This window comes from Parapedobacter lycopersici (assembly GCF_024643285.1).
Lineage (GTDB): Bacteria > Bacteroidota > Bacteroidia > Sphingobacteriales > Sphingobacteriaceae > Parapedobacter > Parapedobacter lycopersici.
The window spans coordinates 263,627-283,301 of sequence record NZ_JAMSLW010000006.1; the positions used below are offsets into that span (position 1 = coordinate 263,627).

The 19,675-nt window shown below is 48.7% G+C and carries 21 protein-coding genes; 10 read left to right on the forward strand and 11 right to left on the reverse strand.

The window, feature by feature from the left end; translation table 11 throughout:
- Nucleotides 1–43 precede the first annotated feature (43 nt).
- Entirely contained in the window at nt 44–1,432 is a 1,389-nt protein-coding gene (gene lpdA, locus NEV57_RS13890; protein WP_257658935.1) for a dihydrolipoyl dehydrogenase, read from the reverse strand.
- Between the two features lie 256 nt (nt 1,433–1,688).
- On the opposite strand from lpdA (NEV57_RS13890), the gene NEV57_RS13895 reads away from it, so the two are divergent.
- Nucleotides 1,689–1,985 carry a DUF3817 domain-containing protein gene (locus NEV57_RS13895; RefSeq protein ID WP_257658936.1) on the forward strand — a complete coding sequence of 99 codons (297 nt, stop codon included), beginning with the start codon at nt 1,689–1,691 and terminating at the stop codon, nt 1,983–1,985.
- 15 nt (nt 1,986–2,000) lie between these two features.
- On the opposite strand, the gene NEV57_RS13900 is transcribed toward NEV57_RS13895, so the two are convergent.
- From NEV57_RS13900 to NEV57_RS13915, 4 genes are all read right to left on the reverse strand, one after another.
- Nucleotides 2,001–2,390 carry an acyl-CoA thioesterase gene (locus NEV57_RS13900; RefSeq protein ID WP_257659014.1) on the reverse strand — a complete coding sequence of 130 codons (390 nt, stop codon included), beginning with the start codon at nt 2,388–2,390 and terminating at the stop codon, nt 2,001–2,003.
- A 117-nt stretch (nt 2,391–2,507) separates the two neighbouring features.
- Nucleotides 2,508–3,923 (reverse strand): dihydrolipoyl dehydrogenase, encoded by a 1,416-nt coding sequence (lpdA, locus tag NEV57_RS13905; RefSeq protein ID WP_372340082.1) that lies wholly within the window; start codon nt 3,921–3,923, stop codon nt 2,508–2,510.
- A gap of 110 nt (nt 3,924–4,033) precedes the next feature.
- The gene (locus NEV57_RS13910; RefSeq protein ID WP_257658938.1) at nt 4,034–4,573 is read right to left on the reverse strand and encodes a plastocyanin/azurin family copper-binding protein; all 540 of its coding nucleotides are present in this window, start codon (nt 4,571–4,573) and stop codon (nt 4,034–4,036) included.
- A gap of 212 nt (nt 4,574–4,785) precedes the next feature.
- On the reverse strand, nt 4,786–5,895 hold the full coding sequence (locus NEV57_RS13915) for a hypothetical protein (RefSeq protein WP_257658939.1): 1,110 nt from the start codon (nt 5,893–5,895) through the stop codon (nt 4,786–4,788).
- 182 nt (nt 5,896–6,077) lie between these two features.
- On the opposite strand from NEV57_RS13915, the gene NEV57_RS13920 reads away from it, so the two are divergent.
- From NEV57_RS13920 to lpxB, 9 genes are all read left to right on the forward strand, one after another.
- Nucleotides 6,078–6,785: a head GIN domain-containing protein gene (locus NEV57_RS13920; protein WP_257658940.1), complete on the forward strand. Its 708-nt coding sequence runs from the start codon at nt 6,078–6,080 to the stop codon at nt 6,783–6,785.
- Nucleotides 6,786–6,959: 174 nt separating this feature from the next.
- Nucleotides 6,960–7,952: a flotillin-like protein FloA gene (gene floA / locus NEV57_RS13925; RefSeq protein WP_257658941.1), complete on the forward strand. Its 993-nt coding sequence runs from the start codon at nt 6,960–6,962 to the stop codon at nt 7,950–7,952.
- A 448-nt stretch (nt 7,953–8,400) separates the two neighbouring features.
- Complete coding sequence (locus tag NEV57_RS13930; protein ID WP_257658942.1) at nt 8,401–8,922, forward strand: KdsC family phosphatase; 522 nt, start codon at nt 8,401–8,403, stop codon at nt 8,920–8,922.
- 2 nt (nt 8,923–8,924) lie between these two features.
- Nucleotides 8,925–9,548 carry a Maf family nucleotide pyrophosphatase gene (locus tag NEV57_RS13935; RefSeq protein WP_257658943.1) on the forward strand — a complete coding sequence of 208 codons (624 nt, stop codon included), beginning with the start codon at nt 8,925–8,927 and terminating at the stop codon, nt 9,546–9,548.
- A 48-nt stretch (nt 9,549–9,596) separates the two neighbouring features.
- A complete protein-coding gene (locus NEV57_RS13940) occupies nt 9,597–9,803 on the forward strand; it encodes an RNA-binding S4 domain-containing protein (protein WP_257658944.1) in 207 nt (68 codons plus the stop codon).
- A 6-nt stretch (nt 9,804–9,809) separates the two neighbouring features.
- Nucleotides 9,810–10,238 (forward strand): hypothetical protein, encoded by a 429-nt coding sequence (locus tag NEV57_RS13945; RefSeq protein WP_257658945.1) that lies wholly within the window; start codon nt 9,810–9,812, stop codon nt 10,236–10,238.
- Nucleotides 10,239–10,248: 10 nt separating this feature from the next.
- Nucleotides 10,249–11,355, forward strand: coding sequence for a 3-dehydroquinate synthase (gene aroB, locus NEV57_RS13950; protein ID WP_257658946.1), 1,107 nt, complete (start codon nt 10,249–10,251; stop codon nt 11,353–11,355).
- A gap of 12 nt (nt 11,356–11,367) precedes the next feature.
- On the forward strand, nt 11,368–12,120 hold the full coding sequence (locus tag NEV57_RS13955) for a ThuA domain-containing protein (RefSeq protein ID WP_257658947.1): 753 nt from the start codon (nt 11,368–11,370) through the stop codon (nt 12,118–12,120).
- 91 nt (nt 12,121–12,211) lie between these two features.
- Complete coding sequence (lpxB, locus tag NEV57_RS13960; RefSeq protein ID WP_257658948.1) at nt 12,212–13,324, forward strand: lipid-A-disaccharide synthase; 1,113 nt, start codon at nt 12,212–12,214, stop codon at nt 13,322–13,324.
- A 21-nt stretch (nt 13,325–13,345) separates the two neighbouring features.
- On the opposite strand, the gene NEV57_RS13965 is transcribed toward lpxB, so the two are convergent.
- The 6 genes from NEV57_RS13965 to trxA form a co-directional block, all read right to left on the reverse strand.
- Nucleotides 13,346–14,557 (reverse strand): porin, encoded by a 1,212-nt coding sequence (locus NEV57_RS13965; RefSeq protein ID WP_257658949.1) that lies wholly within the window; start codon nt 14,555–14,557, stop codon nt 13,346–13,348.
- Between the two features lie 92 nt (nt 14,558–14,649).
- Nucleotides 14,650–15,702 carry an agmatine deiminase family protein gene (locus NEV57_RS13970; protein WP_257658950.1) on the reverse strand — a complete coding sequence of 351 codons (1,053 nt, stop codon included), beginning with the start codon at nt 15,700–15,702 and terminating at the stop codon, nt 14,650–14,652.
- Between the two features lie 49 nt (nt 15,703–15,751).
- Complete coding sequence (locus NEV57_RS13975) at nt 15,752–16,618, reverse strand: carbon-nitrogen hydrolase (RefSeq protein WP_257658951.1); 867 nt, start codon at nt 16,616–16,618, stop codon at nt 15,752–15,754.
- Nucleotides 16,619–16,722: 104 nt separating this feature from the next.
- A complete protein-coding gene (locus NEV57_RS13980; protein WP_257658952.1) occupies nt 16,723–17,595 on the reverse strand; it encodes a YncE family protein in 873 nt (290 codons plus the stop codon).
- Between the two features lie 28 nt (nt 17,596–17,623).
- Nucleotides 17,624–19,099 carry an RNA polymerase factor sigma-54 gene (gene rpoN, locus NEV57_RS13985; protein ID WP_257658953.1) on the reverse strand — a complete coding sequence of 492 codons (1,476 nt, stop codon included), beginning with the start codon at nt 19,097–19,099 and terminating at the stop codon, nt 17,624–17,626.
- Nucleotides 19,100–19,212: 113 nt separating this feature from the next.
- Complete coding sequence (trxA, locus tag NEV57_RS13990) at nt 19,213–19,530, reverse strand: thioredoxin (RefSeq protein ID WP_257658954.1); 318 nt, start codon at nt 19,528–19,530, stop codon at nt 19,213–19,215.
- Nucleotides 19,531–19,675: the final 145 nt, after the last annotated feature.

Below are 19,675 nucleotides of genomic sequence, written 5' to 3' on the forward strand. Positions count from 1 at the left end.
TGTAACGGCCGGTTGTGCACTAATACCTAATTCTACTGTGTTTTTATAAGTGGATTACTTCGCCGTAAGCGTCGGCAGCGGCTTCCATGATGGCTTCGCTCATGGTTGGGTGCGGATGTACGGATTTGATAATTTCGTGACCTGTCGTTTCCAGTTTGCGGGCAACCACAACTTCCGCAATCATCTCCGTTACATTGGTGCCAATCATGTGTGCACCGAGGAATTCACCATATTTGGCATCGAATATTACTTTTACGAAGCCGTCTTTGGCGCCAGCAGCACTTGCCTTTCCGGATGCGGAAAAAGGAAATTTACCTACCTTAATTTCATAACCGGCATCTTTCGCCGCTTTTTCTGTATAACCGACAGAAGCAATTTCCGGTGAGCAATAGGTACAGCCCGGGATGTTGTTGTAATCAATGGGCGATACGTCAAGTCCCTTTATTTTTTCTACGCAGGTAATGCCTTCGGCTGAAGCCACGTGGGCAAGCGCCTGACCCTTCACAATATCTCCGATGGCATATACGCCATCGATATTGGTTTTATAAAAATCGTCAACAACCACGCGTCCCTTTTCGGTTTTGACGCCCACTTCTTCCAATCCCAGGTTTTCAATATTTGGTGTAATACCCACGGCCGAAAGTACGGTCTCCGCTTCAATGGTATCCGTACCTTTTGCCGTTTTGATCTGCACCTTGCTTAATTTGCCTGTACTGTCAACTGATTGTACTTCTGCACCGGTAAGGATGTTGATGCCGGCTTTTTTGAGGCTACGCTCCAGTTGTTTGGATACTTCTTCATCTTCCACGGGAACAATACGGTCGAGATACTCCACAATGGTTACCTTGGTTCCGATCGCATTGTAGAAATAAGCGAATTCAACGCCAATGGCACCTGACCCCACAACAACCAGTGATTCAGGTTGTTTATCAAGGTTCATGGCCTGGCGGTATCCAATAATTTTCTTGCCGTCCTGTTTCAAGTTGGGGAGTTCGCGTGAACGTGCTCCAGTTGCCAGGATGGTGTGTTTAGCAACATATTCCTTTGTCGCGCCATCGGCACCCTTTACATCAATTTTGCCCCCTTTTTTAATTTTGGCGGTACCCATAATGACATCAATCTTGTTCTTTTTCATCAGAAACTGGATGCCTTTGCTCATTCCGTCGGCAACGCCACGGCTCCGCTTTACAATCGCACCGAAATCCGCCTCACCGCCCTTTACTTTGATGCCATACTCTTCTGCATGGTTAAGGTATTCAAACACCTGGGCACTTTTTAATAACGCCTTGGTGGGGATACAACCCCAATTGAGGCAAATGCCACCCAGTGATTCCCGCTCTATAATGGCTGTTTTAAATCCGAGTTGGGAAGCCCGTATAGCGGCTACATAACCGCCCGGTCCACTCCCGATAACAATAATGTCGTAATTCATGGGCTCTTGATCTTCGAGTTTGAGTTAACGTAACGTATATGGTTGATGATTCCACGATCGTGCTGGAATCAGCTAACCTGTGGACAAACTTACATAAATTTTTCCAAGATTATTTTGCTGTTTAGCGTTGTTTTTATGCGTTTACCCGGTTTGCTGTCCGAACGTTTCAGGCTGTCCGTCATGTTTTGGTCAAACACCTCCTGTTGATTAGGCAGATGGGTGAAAAATCAGTTACTTTGGGGGCAGAACGTCAATCATGAGTACAAATAAATCTACACTGAAGCTATTCCGCAATACTGCGATTATTGAAGGAATCTCCACCATTATTCTTTTCTGTATTGCCATGCCTTTGAAATATTGGGGGGATATGCCCCAGGCGGTAACCTACGTGGGATGGATACACGGCTTACTGTTTATCGGTTATTGTTACCTCTTGGTGATGTGCTGGTTTACCTATCGCTGGAAATTCGGCCGGGCACTGCTTTTCTTCCTGGCATCATTAATCCCATTTGCTCCCTTTTTTGTCGAGCGGAAGCTGCGGCACGAAGGGTAAAAGGTACACATTTCCTCAGGATCTACCGTCTTCGATAGCGTAGGTGATTTCTGTTCTCCCATGTGGCACGGGATTGCCTTGCTCGTCAACATTGACGAATACCATCCGGTCAATGGTCAGGATACTTTTCCGGGTAATTTTGTTGCGCACCTGACAGGTAAGGGTAATGGACGTACGCCCGAAATAGGTGGCTTTAATGCCCAGTTCGATAATATCACCCTGTTGCGCAGAACTGACGAAATTGATTTCGGAGATGAACTTGGTAACCACACGCGGATTGCCCAGTTGTACAATCGCGTAAATGACTGCCTCCTCATCAATCCATCGGAGTAGTGTTCCCCCGAAAAGGCTTCCATTGGGGTTAAGGTCTTCTGGCTTCACCCATTTACGGGTGTGGAAATTCATTGTTTTCGCATCCATGTTTCGCTTACGCCTTGATGCACAGCCGTTGATTGGGACAGTTTGTGATGGGTTGTTTTTGTAAATGTTTCGGGCAGCCAATAGACTGCCCGGAAACAACAATTACATATGGATTGCCCGGTTGGCCGTCGCCGCGAGGGCAGCCTCCCGAAGTGCTTCTGTGTAAGTAGGGTGTGCGTGGCAGATACGGGCAATATCTTCAGCGGAAGCCCGGTATTCCATGGCTACCACGGCTTCGGCAATCATGTCTGCGGCACGTGGGCCTATCATGTGTACACCGAGTACTTCATCCGTCTGTTCATCGGCCAGTACCTTGACGAAGCCATCGGTATCCATACTGGCCTTTGCCCGGCCGCTGGCTTTGAACGGAAACGATCCGGTCTTGTATTTTTTGCCTTCCTGTTTGAGCTGTTCTTCGGTTTTTCCTACACTGGCTACTTCCGGCCAGGTGTAAACAACTCCCGGAATTAAATTGTAATCAATATGCGGTTTTTGGCCAGCAATTCGTTCGGCTACAAAAACACCCTCGTCTTCCGCTTTATGTGCAAGCATAGCCCCTTTGATCACATCACCAATGGCATAAACCCCCTGTACAGGCGTTTCCAACCCTTCGTTTACCGGTATCTTCTTTCCCCTTTCCTCCAGGCTAATGCCAATATGCTCCAATCCCAGTCCCTCGGTATACGCCGTGCGTCCCACGGCTACAATGCAGTAGTCGCCTTCCAGTTTCAGTTCCCCCCCCTTGGGGTCTTCAGCCGTTACTGTCACTTTTTTACCTTTGGTAGTGGCTCCCGTTACCTTGTGACCCATGTAGAATTCCATGCCCAGTGATTTTTTGAGCACCCGTTGCAATTCCTTGCCTAAGCCACCGTCCATGGTTGGAATAATGGATTTTTCATATTCCACTACAGATACTTTGGCGCCAAGGCGTGCATATACAGAGCCCAGCTCCAATCCGATAACGCCGCCCCCGATAATGATTAGGTGGCCGGGCACTTCGGTTAGCGCCAGGGCCTCGGTGGATGTGATAATCCTTTTTTTATCAACTGGGAGGAAAGGCAGGGCCGTAGGCTTGGACCCGGTGGCAATGATCACGTTCTTTCCGCTGATTTGGGTTACCTTACCATCTTCACCCGTAATTTTTACATTGTTTTTGTCTACAAATGATCCCATGCCAATAAAACTGTCAATCTTATTCTTTTTGAAAAGAAAGGCAATGCCGGACGTGTTTTGGGCGATCACGTCTTCTTTCCGGGCCATCATCTGTTTCATGTCAACCTTCAGGTTACTCAGGTTGATGCCATGCGTGCCAAAATGGGTGGCCGCATTGTGGTAATGTTCGGATGAATCCAGTAATGCCTTGGAAGGAATACATCCAACATTCAGACAGGTTCCGCCAAATGTGCTGTATTTTTCAATGATGGCTGTTTTTAAGCCCAACTGGGCGCACCTGATGGCTGCTACATAGCCGCCCGGTCCACTTCCGATTACGATGACGTCGTATTGCATGAGATTTATAAAGTTGTTTTAATGTGCCAAATGTAAACATAATTACCATTCGACAGAAGTTTGGCCATAAAAAAAGACAGCCAATTGACTGTCTTTGTAGTATCGTGGGAAAGCCGGAATTACTCGGCTACAATTTTACCCTGCATGATGCCATAGTGGCCAGGGAAGCTGCAGATAAACGGAAATACGCCGTTGCTTTCCAGTGTAAATTCAATGGCATCGGTTTCACCCGGACCCAACAATTTCGTGTGGGCTACAATGGAAGAAGCAAACGTAAGGGGAATGTATTCCGCATCAGCTGCTTTAATAGCCTCGCCGGCAAAAGCCGGTAGGTCCGTGCCCGGCTGGAGCACAACGACGTTATGTCCCATTGATTCCTTAGGAAGCTTACCAACGTTTTTAAATGTAAGTTTTACAGGCTCTCCTGCCTTTACCTTAAATAATGTTTTATCAAACCGCATCAGGTCGCTTCCCTCCAGTACAATTTCGTTGCTCAACGCCACAGTATCCAACCCCGGAATATCAACAGCAGGGGCCTGTGTGGTGGGAGCGGCAGTTTCAGTAGAATCTGTAGCAGTTTGTTCGTTTGTCTGATTACCTCCGCAAGCGGCGATGAATAATGCACCTGCCAGTGCAGGGATGATAAATAACTTTTTCATTTAAGTAAGGGTGTTAAATTTTAATGTGCACAGCGGATATCCCTTGGCTGGGACATGTCCCGTGTATATTATAACTATTAATTTTGATTCCAGTCCAAAGGTAGCGGTATTTCCAAGTATTTCCAAAAGCAAAGCAAAATATCGTCGCATATGGAACGGGAAAATGCAGCCCGTTATTACGTAACGGTAATCGCACCGGAAAATGCAATATATTATAGAATGGGATGCCTTTCAAAAGGGATCGTCCGGTCGAACAGGTACCGGTAAGTGTGATGGGTTTTGTAAATCCGGCCACCAACATAACGGGCTACATTCATCATTTTCGGATTAAAATCCCCGATCCAGTTCATCTGAAGGTCCTCGTAATTCAATTCCCGCTTCATCAGGCGTGCCGCATGCAGTACCATGGCCGCTTCAACGCCTTTTTTCTGGTGTTCCGGTGTTACGCCGAATACGATTCCAAACATGGTTCTGCAGCGCCGCCGCCATCGGTTCCAGAGGAAAAGCACCTTGCCCCACAGTGTAAGCTTTCCGTCCATGAATTTTACAATCAGCTGGTTCACGTCGGGTATGTTTACCCAGAACGCGACCGGTTTGTCTTTGTAGTAGGCAAACCAGATGATCTTGGTGTCGAGAATGGGTTTCAGGCTATTCATTAGCTTTTGCGCCCCTTTTTCACTCATTGGATTCACGCCCACGTGCCTGCCCCAGGCTTCATTATATACCGTGCGGAAATCAGACGCAGCTTTGTCCAGCTGATGACGCCTGATGTGATCGTATGTATAGCCTGGGTCATCGAGGGTATGTGCGGCTTTTTCGAGGATTTTACTCGATATATCGGTCGCCATCTCTCTTCGATAGGTGAATTGCTTGAAGTAAACCTGAAAACCATAATTTTCGAAAAGCGCTTGATAATATGGCGGATTGTAGTTACAGCAATAACAAGGCGGGTGATATCCGTCCACAAGCAAGCCCCACCAACGCTCCCGGTTTCCGAAATTAATCGGACCGTCCATGGCTTCCATTCCCTGCTCGGTTAGCCAGGTCCTGGCTGTGTCAAACAGCATATTCGCGGCTGTCTGATCGTTGATGCATTCAAAAAAGCCACACCCGCCCGTACGTTGGGTGTTGTTGCTGGCTGTCTTTTCATCGTAAAACGCCGCGATACGGCCGATTGGTTTTTCAGTATCATCGAGTAACAGCCAACGGGAACATTTGCCCTGATGGAAAAGCGGGTTCTTTGACGGTTCGAATACGCCCTGCACATCGCTGTCAAACGGCCGGATGTAGTTCGGGTCGCTGCGATACAGCGGTAGCGGCATGGTTAAAAATAAACGTTCGGTTTTTTTATCTGCTACAGAAATAATGCGCATAGGTAAATATGGACATGTTCGCGAATTGGCTAAAATTAGCGCTTTGTGTCCGGTTTTGAAAATTAACATTGAAATTCCATGCAACATACCGGAAAGCCGAACGTCTTTTGACAAACATTAAACATTAAGCAATGAGAAAATCAGTAGTTAGCTGGCTAAGCCTATTCAGCGTGCTGTGCTGTACGGCATCCGTGGCTGTTGCGGGAGTACGGGCAGATGAAACCCGACCCGTAAGTGGATTCCATGGGGTATCCAACAGCGGAAGCATTAAAGTAGAAGTAACCCTTGGTAACACGGAATCCGTCCGGTTGACCGGGGATGACGACCTCATCGACGAAATTGAGACCGTAGTGGAAAATGGTATTTTAAAGATCCGCTACAAAAATCAAAGGCGAACGGAGGGGCGGCAGTGGGGTACGGTAACGGCGTATGTCGCCGCACGCCGGCTTGATGCACTTTTCCAATCGGGTTCAGGAAGTATCATCGTTTCGGGCCGTATTTCGGGAGATGAGTTGAACGGGGCGTTGAGCGGTTCCGGATCATTGACTTTCGATGCCGATGTGGCCGAGTGCAATGCGTCTATCAGCGGTTCAGGACGAATTACAGTCAACGGAAAGGCAGAAAGGACCAACGTTACACTCAGCGGTTCCGGACGTTTTTCCGGCGAAAAATTGAAAAGCGGGTCTGCCAGCCTCCAGCTTTCCGGTTCCGGAAACATTTTCATTTATGCTGAGAATCAGTTGAATGCATCAATCAGTGGGTCGGGTAATGTACATTACAGCGGTAATGCCCAAACGAATGTCCGGACATCCGGATCGGGTCGGCTCCGTAAAATGTAAGAGAGAAGCCGGCTGATGCCATCGTTGAGTATATTAGGATCCATAGCGGAGTCCAATAGCCTGGTTACGTGCAATTGGCGAAAAGTGATGTGCGGGAAGGAAAATAATTGTATCTTTAGCACATCACAGACGAATTTTAGCACATCGTAAACGAACCGGTAAATTGATAACCTTATGGATCCTAATTTCACTCCTATTTTAATGATCGTGGGTGCCATTGTGGCATTTTTTGTTTTGCTCTATTTGCTACCCGTGAACCTGTGGTTTACCGCGCAGCTGTCCGGCGTGCGGGTAAACCTGCTCAATTTGCTGCTTATGCGGCTCCGAAAGGTGTCCCCGGCGCTGGTAACCAACGCCATGATCACATCCACCAAGGCAGGCCTGAATATCACATCCAATGAGATTGAGACCCATTTCTTGGCAGGAGGCAATGTCAACAATGTCATCAAGGCATTAATCTCCGCTGACAAGGCCAATATTCCGCTTGATTTTAAGCTTGCTACGGCAATTGACCTTGCAGGGCGGGACGTGTTTGATGCTGTTCAACTTTCGGTAAATCCCCGTGTGATCAATACGCCGCCGGTGGCAGCCGTTGCCAAAGACGGTATCCAGTTGATCGCCAAGGCCCGGGTGACGGTGCGGGCCAACATCAATCAGTTGGTAGGTGGCGCCGGTGAAGAAACCATCCTTGCCCGTGTGGGAGAGGGGATCGTGACCACCATCGGCTCTGCCAAAGATCATAAAGAGGTGCTGGAAAACCCCGATAAGATTTCCAAGACAGTACTTTCCAAGGGGCTGGACAGCGGCACGGCTTTCGAAATCCTTTCGATTGATATTGCTGATATCGATATCGGCGAAAACGTGGGCGCAAAACTACAGGGAGACCAAGCTGAGGCAGACCTTAAGGTAGCCAATGCCCGTGCAGAAGAAAGACGGGCGATGGCCGTTGCCTCCGAGCAGGAAATGCGCGCGAAAGCACAGGAAGCCCGTGCAAAAGTGATCGAAGCTGAAGCACAGGTGCCGATGGCGATGGCCGAAGCTTTCCGGAACGGCAACCTGGGTATCATGGACTACTATAAAATGCAGAATATACAGGCAGATACGGAAATGCGCGGTTCCATTGCCAAGCCTGGTAATGCGGAAAGGGGAGGTAGGAAAAATGAGTAACAGGGGCTTATTGCCAAACGCAACCGGAAAGGAATAAAAAAACAAAACCCCGATGATGGGCACCGGGGTTTGTTACTAACCAATTATAAACCTAAATTATGAAAAGACAAATTTTAAATTCCCGTCATCCGGGTTAATTTCATAGTGCAAAAATAACACTATTTTTTATTTTTTCAATAACACTTTTGTTAAATGAATGTCAAAAGAACGTTTATTGAATCTGCCTGTATTCATACCTACAAGCATTTGGTTATGTATTAACAAACGCCGTGCCAAAAATCAATAATACCTTTACATAGTGTTATTTTTACACTATTGAATATTTAGCTTGGTGTCTTTCAGTCACTAAACAGCTGAATCACCAAAAAATTAATGCAACAAAAATGCTAAATCAGGGTTTTATTTTTAAGTTTGAGGGCACAAAATTAAATCTGGGAACAACTATACAATGACCTTATTTGATCAATTGAAGCGGGTAAAAGCCTTTGTTTTTGATGTAGATGGCGTACTTTCAGACGGAAGCGTCCTGGTTACCGAGCAGGGAGAACAACTGCGGACATTCCATACCAGAGATGGCTATGCGATTCAGCTGGCAGTCAAAAGGGGTTATCCAATAGCGGTAATTACCGGCGGTAGGTCACTGGGGGTACAGAAAAGGATGGAAGGGCTGGGTATAACGGACGTTTACCTGGATGTACATGACAAAAGTGCGGTATTGCGCGACTGGTTGTCCGGAAATCAGCTCACATTGGCTGACATTCTGTACATGGGAGATGACATTCCTGACCTGGAAAATATGAAAGTGACCGGTTTTCCGGCATGCCCTGCGGATGCAGCCGAGGAAATCAAAGCCATATCGGTGTACATATCGCCGAAAAAGGGTGGGGCCGGCGCTGCGCGTGATGTTATTGAGAAAGTAATGAAATTACACGGAACCTGGAATGAAGATTCCACAGTGACCAGCCGCTAGCTATGATGATATCAACTGAACAATCCCAAATCCCTTATTTAAACCATAAAATTATCCTGGCTTCAAAGTCGCCAAGAAGGATGGAATTGCTGAAGCAGCTGGGTATTTCGTTTGAAGTGGCTACCTATGAAGTAGACGAATCCTTTCCGGCCAACCTCCATGCGGTAGCCGCTGCCCGATTCATCGCTGAAAAAAAGGCCCGTGCTTTTACCGGGACGATCGAAGCTGACCAGCTGTTGGTGGCGGCAGATACCATCGTGGTACTCGATGGTTTTATCATCGGCAAACCAACAGATGAAGCACAGGCAACCGAACTATTGGAACGGCTATCCGGTACATCGCATGAAGTAATCACGGCTGTTGCCATCCGTCAACCCAATGATGCCATCTACCTGTTCCAGGAAATAACCGAAGTCCGATTCAGGGAGCTAACTGCCAGTGAGATCGCTTACTACCTCCGTCATTACCAGCCCTATGACAAGGCGGGCTCCTATGGCATACAGGAATGGATCGGCCTGGCGGCGATTGAGTGGATTAGGGGCCCGTATACCAATGTGGTTGGCCTGCCTACAGCTGCTTTATGTACGGCGCTGCAGTATTTGACAACACGTTCGAGAGGCAACTAAGGGGGATTACAGCTTGTTTCGGCGGTAATTATGCAGTACATTTGCGTAATGGCAGAATATAAGATCAGCGGTGAATACATCCAGTTAATTCAGCTGCTTAAGGTGCTTAGCTGGGTTGAGAACGGCGGGCAGGCGCAGGCTGCGGTAACAGCAGGCCTGGTTACCTGTAACGGGCAGGTCGACTATCGCAAGCGGCTTAAGGTACGGCCAGGGGACGTCGTTGAATTTGAGGGAAAACAAGTGCGTTTAACGTAATTGACCATGAATAGGTATTTCAGTTTACTTTTTGCCGGGATATTGCTGGCGGCATGCGGGCAGGATAAACCGAAATCGGACTCATATGTCCTTTCGGTGGCTGTTGAAGCTTATGACGGGAATAATAAGAAAGGTGCGGTGGTGGAGCGGTTTGAAACAGATACTGTGGCCGCATCTTCCGCGTTGGCGGCTTATTCCAAGGGCATACAGAAATATGCTGCGGTGTTAATGCATATCCAGCAATTCCCTGATTCAATACAGGGTACGGGCGGACTGGCGGTTTATGACAGCAAAGGCCAGGATGTCGTTTCTACCATCCCACAAACCCAGCGCGACAGTGTCATCATGAATTTTATCCAGTTCGCAAGAAGGTCAACCATTCCCTATTACGATCGGGTAAAAGACTTCGAGCTGAAATTAATGACTGCAAGATAAGAACACAGCTATGGAAGAACAAGTACGCGGAGCTGCGGCACCGGAACAGTTACCCTATATTTCAAGTACAGGCTATCACGTCGTTTTTGACGATACGTTGGCAAAATTGGCTTCATTTATCCAAACGGCCAGCTATACAAAAATTTTGATACTTACCGATCGGAATACTAACATACACTGCCTGCCGGTTATGCTGGAAGCAATGCCTGGGTTCGATGGTTATGACATAATCGAGGTAGATGAAGGTGAAGAGAACAAGAATATCGATTTTTGCGTAGGTATCTGGAAAATGATGCTCGACTTTGGTGCCGACCGTCAGAGCCTCCTTATTAACCTGGGCGGAGGCGTGGTCACGGATATGGGTGGGTTTGCCGCTTCTACCTTTAAGCGGGGTATCGATTTTATCCAGGTTCCCACTACGTTATTGTCCCAGGTCGATGCTTCGGTTGGCGGGAAGACGGGAATTGATCTGGACCACGTCAAAAATATTGTCGGCACGTTTGCCCAACCCAAGGCCGTTTTTATTTCTACAAAATTCCTCGATACGCTGGAACACCGGCAACTGGTTTCGGGCTTTGCCGAAGTGATTAAGCACGGATTGATTTTCGACCGGGATTTTTACGAACGGATCAAGGCAAGCGACGCATCTCATTTATCGGCTGCGGATATTCACCACTCTGTTTCCATAAAAAATGAAGTGGTGACACAGGACCCTACTGAAAAGGGACTCCGTAAGATATTGAATTTCGGACATACCATCGGCCACGCCATTGAAGGGTATTCCCTTGCCCATGATGCCAGGCCCCTGCTGCATGGCGAAGCCATCGCCGTGGGAATGATCTGCGAGGCGTATCTCGCCCACCGGATAAACGGATTAACAAAGGAAGCACTGGATGATATCGTGCATACGTTCCGGACCCATTTTCCTGACTATGCATACCACAATGCCATTTACGATGAACTGGTTACGCTGATGAAAAACGATAAGAAAAATATCGGCGACCGCATCGGTTTTGCCCTACTTAACCGGATCGGGCAATGTGACATCGACGTATTTGTACCTCACGAACTCATTCGCGAAAGCCTCGATTTCTACCGGATCCTTATTGCAGAATAAAAGTCGCCAAGCATGAACAAGCACCTGTCTAGATCGATTACGTTGCTTTGCATATACCTGATGATTGCACTGATTGGTTATGCGCAGGAGCGGCCGAAGGTACTCGTATTTTCCAAAACGCTGGGCTATCGCCACGCCAACATCGAAGCCGCGGCTGCAGTAATCAGACAGCTGGGACAGCAGCATGGGTTCGATGTGGATCACTCGGAAGATGTTTCGCTTTTTACGGACGAGGGCCTTCAGCCTTATCAGGCCCTTATTTTCCTGAGCACTTCGGGCAATCTGTTCAATGCAGATCAGCAGGCGGCTTTTCAACGGTATATCCGTAAAGGGAAGGGTTTGGTGGGTATTCATGCGGCAAGCACGACAGCCTACGAATGGCCCTGGTATGGTAAACTGATCGGCGGGTATTTCGACCGCCATCCAGCAGTACAGTATGCCGATATCCTGGTGATCGACGACAAGCATCCGGCTACCAGGCACCTCCCGACGGTATGGCACCGCGAAGATGAGTGGTATGATTTCCGGGAGATGAACAGCGATGTGAAACTCTTGCTGAAGCTCGACGAAAACTCGTACCAAGGTGGTGGCATGGGTGCAAATCACCCAATTGCCTGGTATCATGAGTATGAAGGCGGGCGCGTATTCTATACCGCCCTGGGTCACACCGAAGCGTCCTTTGAAGACCCCGTATTCCAACAGCATATCGTTGGCGGCATCTGGTATGCCATCCAGGGAGATTTGGCCACAGGAAGCAAAAATTGAAGACAGTCACGGGAAAGCTAATAATCAGCTAGGATCGGCGGGCAGCCCGTGAAATCGGATGAACGCTGAATACCCATTATCGAAACAGCCAATGAAATATTACCTTATAGCCGGAGAAACATCGGGCGACCTGCACGGCGCCAACCTGATCCGCTCACTTAAAAAGCAGGACGAAGCCGCCGAGTTCCGTATCGTAGGGGGCGACCGGATGGAGGAAACATCAGGGCAGTCTGCCGTGATACATACATCGCAAATGGCATTCATGGGCTTCGTGGAAGTGCTTAATAACCTACGGAAGATTACCAGAAACCTTCGGCAGGTTAAATCCGATTTGCTTGCCCATCGGCCCGATGCACTCATTTTGATTGATTTTCCGGGGTTCAATCTCCGCATAGCTGAGTTTGCCAAGAAAAACGGCATTACCGTGTGTTATTACATTTCACCCAAAGTTTGGGCCTGGAACCAGAAACGGGTGCTGAAAATCAAACGGGTGGTCGACCAGTTATTCTGTATCCTACCGTTTGAAGTTGATTTCTACCGATCGTGGGGTATGGAGGTCGACTATGTGGGCAATCCCCTGCTGGATGCCATTGAAAACTATCACTATCAGCCGGATTTCCTGGAGAAGAACCAGCTGACCGATCGACCGATTTTGGCGCTTTTGCCCGGTAGCCGTGAAATGGAAATCAGTCGCATATTGCCCATTATGGCTAACTTAACGCGTTTGTTCCCAGGCCATCAATGTGTCGTGGCCGGTGCACCGAATTTCAATAGGGAATTCTATCAGCAGTATATGGTCGGATTGGACCTGCCGGTGATCTTTGATGCCACGTATGATTTGCTGAAACATGCCCAGGCCGCAGTAGTAACCAGCGGAACAGCTACACTGGAGACTGCCATCCTGCGCGTACCGCAGGTTGTCGTCTACAAAGCCAACCCTATATCCGTGGCCATTGCCCGAATGGTTATTAAGGTCCGATTCATTTCATTGGTTAACCTGATCACCGGTATGCTTGCCGTACGGGAACTCATCCAGAAAGACTGCAACATCGATCGTATTGCCGATGAACTCGATTTGTTGATCAACAATAAGGAGTACCGCGCCAATATTCTTGAAAATTACGATACCCTCATGGAAAAAATGGGTAGCCCCGGAGCGTCCGACCGTACCGCCGAATTAATCGTTTCGGCAATCCGGAAATAAGACTTACCGGAGTATTTTCCTTTAGATGCCTAATTCAATCTGGAATGTGGCTCCCCAGTTGTTGCCGTCATATGCCGTCTGGTAAACGCCGTCTTTCACTTGGTAATGGCCATTCAGCTGCAGTTTCAGGCGGTGGGCGCGGAAATATTTGGTAAGGCCCAATTCAACCACTTCGGTCTGCGACTCAAACGCGCTGATGTCCCGATGGGGTTTGATCCAGGTGTAGCGGCCGGCAAGTTCATAGCCTGAATTACGGTTCAATACATAAGAAAGCTGCTGATTAACGCCCTGTCCCTTGAATGTGTGGACTTCTTCCCCTTCTTCATCGGACCCAATCGGATCGGCCGCATCCCGTTTCATGTACTCTACCTGATATGCCCAGCCCCTGTATTTAAATATTGCATCGTAAAAGGAGGTCTTCAGCGTCATCGGTGTCGTTAAGTACCTGCCCGTCTGTCCGCCTGCCCGGGTAGTGCGGTCGTTGAAACTGTACCCCCCACCAATTGATAACTTCGGTGTTTCCTCGTATTCAAGATCCCCCTCCACATAGTCGCCCCCGTTCGTAAATGCACCAAGGGGAAGAACTTCGGCCCGGCCGGTATAGGCCAGCCCATCGTCTGTCACGTTAGCCACGCGTCCCTCTCCGGTGCTGATTGCACCCTTGAAATGAAACGGTACTTCACCAAGTACCGGTGAGTAGTAAGCTTTGATCCCGAAATCACGGTCGACATTGAAATTAGCATTGACCAATGAACGTTCGGCAAACTGCAGTTCGCCGGATGAATTTACCCGCTGACGGTTTCCCGGGAGCTTATTCTGACCGAATGCAACGTAAAAATTGTCCGTAAAATGGTAAAACACAACCGCGTCGCGGACGATATTGGGCACATCGGTATCGTCGTAATCCTGGTCGCCGCGGGTAAAGCCCAGCTGGATGGTGTATGTCAGTTTCGGGTTGTAGATGTAACCGTCCATCCGGAGCCGCAGCCGCCTGATCCGTGCCTCGAAACTTTCCGCTCCCAGGTCGTTTCCGCTGATGGAGGTGTATTTCAGGCGGCTTTGCATGCGGAACCTGAAATTGATATAGAAGGTGGAGTCGTCCCCGGTGAATTCGATGCCATCAAAATCCTCTACGGTAGCACGCTCATCACGTTGGCGCTGGGCATGTAATAAGGCAGGCAGGGAAAGGAAAATACAGAGGGCGAGCAGCGTCAGCGATCGATGATTCATCATTTATTTTTTATTAAATTACGGTTACGAATTTCTACACTTAACGTTATCACATGATGTTTTTTATATTAATAAATCGTTAATTTTATGTTTGGTTATATTGCAGCAGGCTCCTGTTGGCTCAGGCAATGCCAGCTTCCTAGTCCCCAGATGATATCCGTACTGTCGATGCCCACAACAGCGCGGTCGGGAAAACAGGCAGCCAGGATATCCAGCGCCTGCTGATCCCGCCTGTCACGGTAAGTCGGCACCACCACCGCAGCATTGGCGATGTAAAAATTAGCATACGATGCCGGCAGGCGCTGCCCTTCGTAAATAACGGGGGAGGGCATGGGCAGCTCAACAATGTTCAGGGATTTGCCATTGGTCAGGCGCATTTTCTTTAACGCTTCCAGGTTATCCTGCAACACGGTATAGTTTTCATCGGCCTTATCCGTCTCCACAACGGTCACCACCGTATCTTCGTTGACAAACCGCGTGATGTCATCAATGTGGCCATCCGTATCATCGCCCACGATACCGTCGCCGAGCCAAAGTACCTGATCCACGCCATAATACTGGGAAAGGTAATTTTCAATCTGCTGCTGGTTTAGCTGCGGATTCCGGTTTTCGTTCAGCAGGCATGCAGTTGTGGTAAGCACCGTACCTGCTCCGTTGAAATCAACCGAACCTCCTTCCATCACGATCCCGGGATGGTAAACCGGAATGTCCAATGCCTCGCCGACTAATGTAGGTATCCGGTCGTCCTGTGCGAAGGGAGGGTATTTACCGCCCCATGCATTGTACCCCCAGTCCACAATCACCCGCGGAGCGCCGCTGGTGCCGTTATTTACCAGAAAAGCCGGACCGTGGTCACGGCACCACGCATCATCGGTAGGGTGGTGGTAAAAGCGGATGCTGGTTAAGTCGGCGCCCACCTGGTCGAGCTGCTCGGACGCCAGGCGTTCCATCGCCTCATCGCGTACATTAATACACACCTGCTCACCGGCCGATACCGCTTTGATGAATTGGCAGTAGGGCGCATAAACATCCTGTAGCTTACCGGGCCAACTGGCCTCCTTATGCGGCCAGCTTAGCCAGGTTGCCCGGTGGGGGTACCATTCGGCCGGAAAATGATAGCCTAACGCTTTTGGTGTCGGGTTTGTCATTTATTCAAAGAAATAAAAGGTTTTTGGAAAGATATGGGAACACAGCGAATTATTCGTCAATGAACCGCTTGGTTACCGGCGCATAACTGTCTACCCGCCGATCGCGCAGAAATGGCCAGTGGGTGCGGTAATAGTCCGATTGGCCGAGGTCAACCTCCGTTACCACGGTTTCTTCCGCATCGTGGGAAGCCTTGTATAGCAGGCTTCCGAAGGGATTGGAAATAAACGATCCACCCCAGAAAGCCATTTCTGCTTCTTCGCCCACACGGTTTACGGCAACCACTGGAATTCCGTTGGCCACGGCGTGCGACCGCTGAATGGTCTGCCAGGCGTTGTACTGTTCCGTATTGGTCGGGTCATCCTGGGAGTTCGCCCATCCGATGGCTGTGGGATAAAAGAGGACTTCTGCACCCATCAACGCCGTGATACGGGCGGCTTCAGGATACCATTGGTCCCAGCAGATAAGCACGCCAATGGTAGCAAATTTGGTTTTGAACACCCGGTAACCCAGATCGCCGGGCGTAAAGTAAAATTTTTCGTAGTACCCGGGGTCGTCGGGAATATGCATTTTCCGGTATTTACCCAGGTAGCTCCCGTCGGCGTCAATAACCGCAGTGGTATTGTGATAAATGCCCTGTGTGCGCTTTTCAAAGAGGGAGGCAACGATAACAACACCCAGTTCGCCGGCCAGGGCGGCCAGCACATCCGTAGATGGTCCGGGTATAGATTCGGCAAGTTTAAAATTGTCATAATCCTCCACGTCGCAAAAATACAAGGTGGAAAAGATCTCCTGCAGGCAGATTAGCTGCGCGCCCTTTGATGCGGCGACGCGGATTTGCTCAACTGCCTTGGCCAGGTTAGCCGCTTTGTCGGCTACACAGCTCATTTGTACGGTGCCAATATTAACTTTACGCATATCCTGTTTTTTGAAAGCCCAAAGGTACTACTTATTAGAACACAAAAAAACCTAACAGGTTTTTGAAAACCTGTTAGGTTGCTGATGCGGTTAGCGTTCCGTTATTAGAAACTCAATTGGTAGGCCGCTACCTCATTTTTCAGGAACGTAGGTACAATAACCAGGTTTTTTCCACTGACAAACCCAATGTCGGCCGTATTGGATTTTTCTGCCTGTGTATCCAGGAGTACAGTCGTTTCGCTGCCCCGGATGAAGAATATTTCACCGTGCCAGCGGCTTGCTACAAAAGTCGTGTCATTGAGAATGACCAGGCCGTCGCCGCCGGTAACTTCCGCATTGATAATTTCCGGGGTATAGTTGCCGTCGGTGCTGAATTTCTTCAGCCCTTCGCCGTCCAGCGAATAAAGCTGGCCGTTATGGCATTCCAGGCCATTTACCCCTTTGCTTTCCGAATTAATGGCCGCATACTCACCACCAACATTCAGGGAATAGATGATACCGCCGCGGCTGTCCGAAAAATAAAGTTGCTTGCCATCGGTGGCCATGTCGTTCAGGAAAACGGCATTCTCCACGGGTATGGTCTTTTCAATGGCTGCCGTTGTCACATCAATCACTTTAACGGCATCGATATCGGTCACGTACAGTTTTCCATTAAGCAGTGCCATCCCCTTGGGGGCATGCAGATTGCCTTCCACCCATTTAAGGTCGCGGATGGTGCCATCCGTATTGACAACGGAGATGAACCCGTCATTGTCTTTTTCGCCCGATGCCGTATTTCCACTGGATATATAGATGACATCCGCGCTGGCGTCATACAATGCAGACTCCGACCCGGTGAATATGGTATCGGTTTTCCAGGAAAGGGTAAGCGCAGGTTCCGTTTTGGCGGAAGCCGTATCGGAAGCGTTTTGATTCTGGTTGCCCATGCAGCCGCATAGTGCTGCAGCGATTACTGAAGGAAAGAGAAACTGTTTCATAGTTTGATGATTTATTTAATAATTGATCCTAAAGCTGTTTCCGTAATCGGGCTACAGGTATGCCCATGGCCTCCCGGTATTTTGCCACCGTCCGGCGGGCAATCGTATATCCTTTTTCTTTCAGGATTTCCGTGAGTTTTTCATCCGCCAACGGCTTGCGTTTATTTTCCGTGGAAATGCATTCTTCCAATATCTTCTTCACCTCTTTGTTCGATACTTCTTCACCGCTGTCTGTCTGTATGGCTTCAGAGAAGAAGGATTTAAGCAGAAACGTGCCGAATTCCGTTTGCACATATTTTGAATTGGCCACCCGTGATACCGTGGAGATATCCATGTCTATCCGGTCGGCAATATCCTTCAGAATCATAGGCCTTAGCTGGCGCTCATCACCCGTCAGGAAATAGTCGTACTGGTAGTTCATGATGGCGTTCATTGTTTTGAGCAACGTTTGCTGCCGCTGTTTGATGGCGTCGATGAACCATTTTGCCGAATCGAGTTTCTGCTTCACAAACTGGACGGCCTCTTTCATTTTTTTGTCTTTCTGTGCGGCTTTGTCGTAGTGGTCGAACATTTCCTGGTACGACCGGCTGACCCGCAGTTCGGGAGCATTCCGGGCATTCAGGGTCAGGTGAAGCACCCCGTCGTTGTTGGCGATGTGGAAATCGGGAATAATGTGCAGCTGCTTTCCGGCCACAGCCCCCGAGTCGCCCGGTTTCGGATTCAGTTTCAGGATTTCATTGATAATATCCTTCAGTTCATCCGAATCAATATTGAGCGATCGCTCCAGTTTATCGTAATGCTTTTTGGTAAACTCATCCAGGTGGTTTTCCACCACGCTAATGGCTTTTTTGATGATCGGATTTTCCTGATCCTTTTTACGCAGCTGGATGAGCAGGCACTCCTGAAGGTCGCGGGCACCGATCCCCGGAGGATCAAATTCCTGGATAATCTTCAGGATCTCGGCCACGTCTGCCTCTTCGGCTATGATATTCTGTGAAAAAGCCAGGTCGTCTATCAGGGAAGCGATGGGCCTGCGGAGGTAACCATCATCATCCAGGCTGCCGATGATCTGCTGCCCGATTAAAAAATTCCTGTCCGATAGCGCGAGCAGATCCAGCTGTTGCTGTAAATTCTCAAAGAAAGAATGCTGGATGGCAATCGGTATTTCCTTGCGGTCGTCTTCGTCATCACCGTTGGCTGTCGCGCTGCCACCGTAATCATGGATGTCATCTGCCTGCAGGTAGTCGTCTACATTGAATTCATCCATCTCGGCCGGCTGGTCATCCTCACTGAAACGCTCCTCATCAGGGTCCTTGTCCGGATATTCCTCACTTGGCTCGTTCATATTGGCCAGGCTGATATCTTCCAGTGCCGGGTTTTCCTCCAGCTCCTCCTTGATACGGGTATCCAATGACATGGTAGGCACCTGCAGCAGTTTGATAAACTGGATCTGCTGAGGTGATAATTTTTGTAGAAGTTTCTGTTGTAGTGTTTGTTTCAGCATAATATTATTACTTCACAAACATACGTAAAATAAGAGAAAGTTGATTAATCTCTGGTATAAGCAAAAAGCGGGTACCCATGGGGCACCCGCTTTTTGCTTGCAGTACATTACGGCTACAGTTGCTTTACCAGTTTGTCTGTCAGTACCGACTTGGGCACTGCACCGATCTGCTTGTCTACAATCTGGCCGTCTTTGAAGAATAACAGCGCCGGGATGTTCCGGATGCCGTATTTAACCGAGATGTCCGGGTTGTAATCCACGTTTACCTTGCCTACTACGGCTTTGCCGTCGTATTCTTTGGCCAGTTCCTCTACAATAGGACCTACCATACGGCACGGACCGCACCATTCTGCCCAAAAATCCACCAGCACGGGTTTGTCCGATTGCAATACAACTTCATCAAAGTTGCTGTCTGTAATTTCTAATGCCATGATTTTTAGTTTAGTTTGCGGGGAACCGCCATTTGGCAGCTATCCGCTTATGTTACCTTAGTTTTTTACAATGTCATTCAGCTGCCGTTCATTGCAGGCAGCAATACAAAGATAAGGTATCCGTTTCATTGCCAAAGCTATTCCC

What these genes read in the sequence shown, in the direction of transcription:
- lpdA (WP_257658935.1), bottom strand. Translation starts at nt 1,432, where the DNA reads ATGAATTACGACATTATTGTTATCGGGAGTGGACCGGGCGGTTATGTA.
- NEV57_RS13895 (WP_257658936.1), top strand. Translation starts at nt 1,689, where the DNA reads ATGAGTACAAATAAATCTACACTGAAGCTATTCCGCAATACTGCGATT.
- NEV57_RS13900 (WP_257659014.1), bottom strand. Translation starts at nt 2,390, where the DNA reads ATGAATTTCCACACCCGTAAATGGGTGAAGCCAGAAGACCTTAACCCC.
- NEV57_RS13910 (WP_257658938.1), bottom strand. Translation starts at nt 4,573, where the DNA reads ATGAAAAAGTTATTTATCATCCCTGCACTGGCAGGTGCATTATTCATC.
- NEV57_RS13915 (WP_257658939.1), bottom strand. Translation starts at nt 5,895, where the DNA reads ATGCCGCTACCGCTGTATCGCAGCGACCCGAACTACATCCGGCCGTTT.
- NEV57_RS13920 (WP_257658940.1), top strand. Translation starts at nt 6,078, where the DNA reads ATGAGAAAATCAGTAGTTAGCTGGCTAAGCCTATTCAGCGTGCTGTGC.
- floA (WP_257658941.1), top strand. Translation starts at nt 6,960, where the DNA reads ATGGATCCTAATTTCACTCCTATTTTAATGATCGTGGGTGCCATTGTG.
- NEV57_RS13930 (WP_257658942.1), top strand. Translation starts at nt 8,401, where the DNA reads ATGACCTTATTTGATCAATTGAAGCGGGTAAAAGCCTTTGTTTTTGAT.
- NEV57_RS13935 (WP_257658943.1), top strand. Translation starts at nt 8,925, where the DNA reads ATGATGATATCAACTGAACAATCCCAAATCCCTTATTTAAACCATAAA.
- NEV57_RS13940 (WP_257658944.1), top strand. Translation starts at nt 9,597, where the DNA reads ATGGCAGAATATAAGATCAGCGGTGAATACATCCAGTTAATTCAGCTG.
- NEV57_RS13945 (WP_257658945.1), top strand. Translation starts at nt 9,810, where the DNA reads ATGAATAGGTATTTCAGTTTACTTTTTGCCGGGATATTGCTGGCGGCA.
- aroB (WP_257658946.1), top strand. Translation starts at nt 10,249, where the DNA reads ATGGAAGAACAAGTACGCGGAGCTGCGGCACCGGAACAGTTACCCTAT.
- NEV57_RS13955 (WP_257658947.1), top strand. Translation starts at nt 11,368, where the DNA reads ATGAACAAGCACCTGTCTAGATCGATTACGTTGCTTTGCATATACCTG.
- lpxB (WP_257658948.1), top strand. Translation starts at nt 12,212, where the DNA reads ATGAAATATTACCTTATAGCCGGAGAAACATCGGGCGACCTGCACGGC.
- NEV57_RS13965 (WP_257658949.1), bottom strand. Translation starts at nt 14,557, where the DNA reads ATGATGAATCATCGATCGCTGACGCTGCTCGCCCTCTGTATTTTCCTT.
- NEV57_RS13970 (WP_257658950.1), bottom strand. Translation starts at nt 15,702, where the DNA reads ATGACAAACCCGACACCAAAAGCGTTAGGCTATCATTTTCCGGCCGAA.
- NEV57_RS13975 (WP_257658951.1), bottom strand. Translation starts at nt 16,618, where the DNA reads ATGCGTAAAGTTAATATTGGCACCGTACAAATGAGCTGTGTAGCCGAC.
- NEV57_RS13980 (WP_257658952.1), bottom strand. Translation starts at nt 17,595, where the DNA reads ATGAAACAGTTTCTCTTTCCTTCAGTAATCGCTGCAGCACTATGCGGC.
- rpoN (WP_257658953.1), bottom strand. Translation starts at nt 19,099, where the DNA reads ATGCTGAAACAAACACTACAACAGAAACTTCTACAAAAATTATCACCT.
- trxA (WP_257658954.1), bottom strand. Translation starts at nt 19,530, where the DNA reads ATGGCATTAGAAATTACAGACAGCAACTTTGATGAAGTTGTATTGCAA.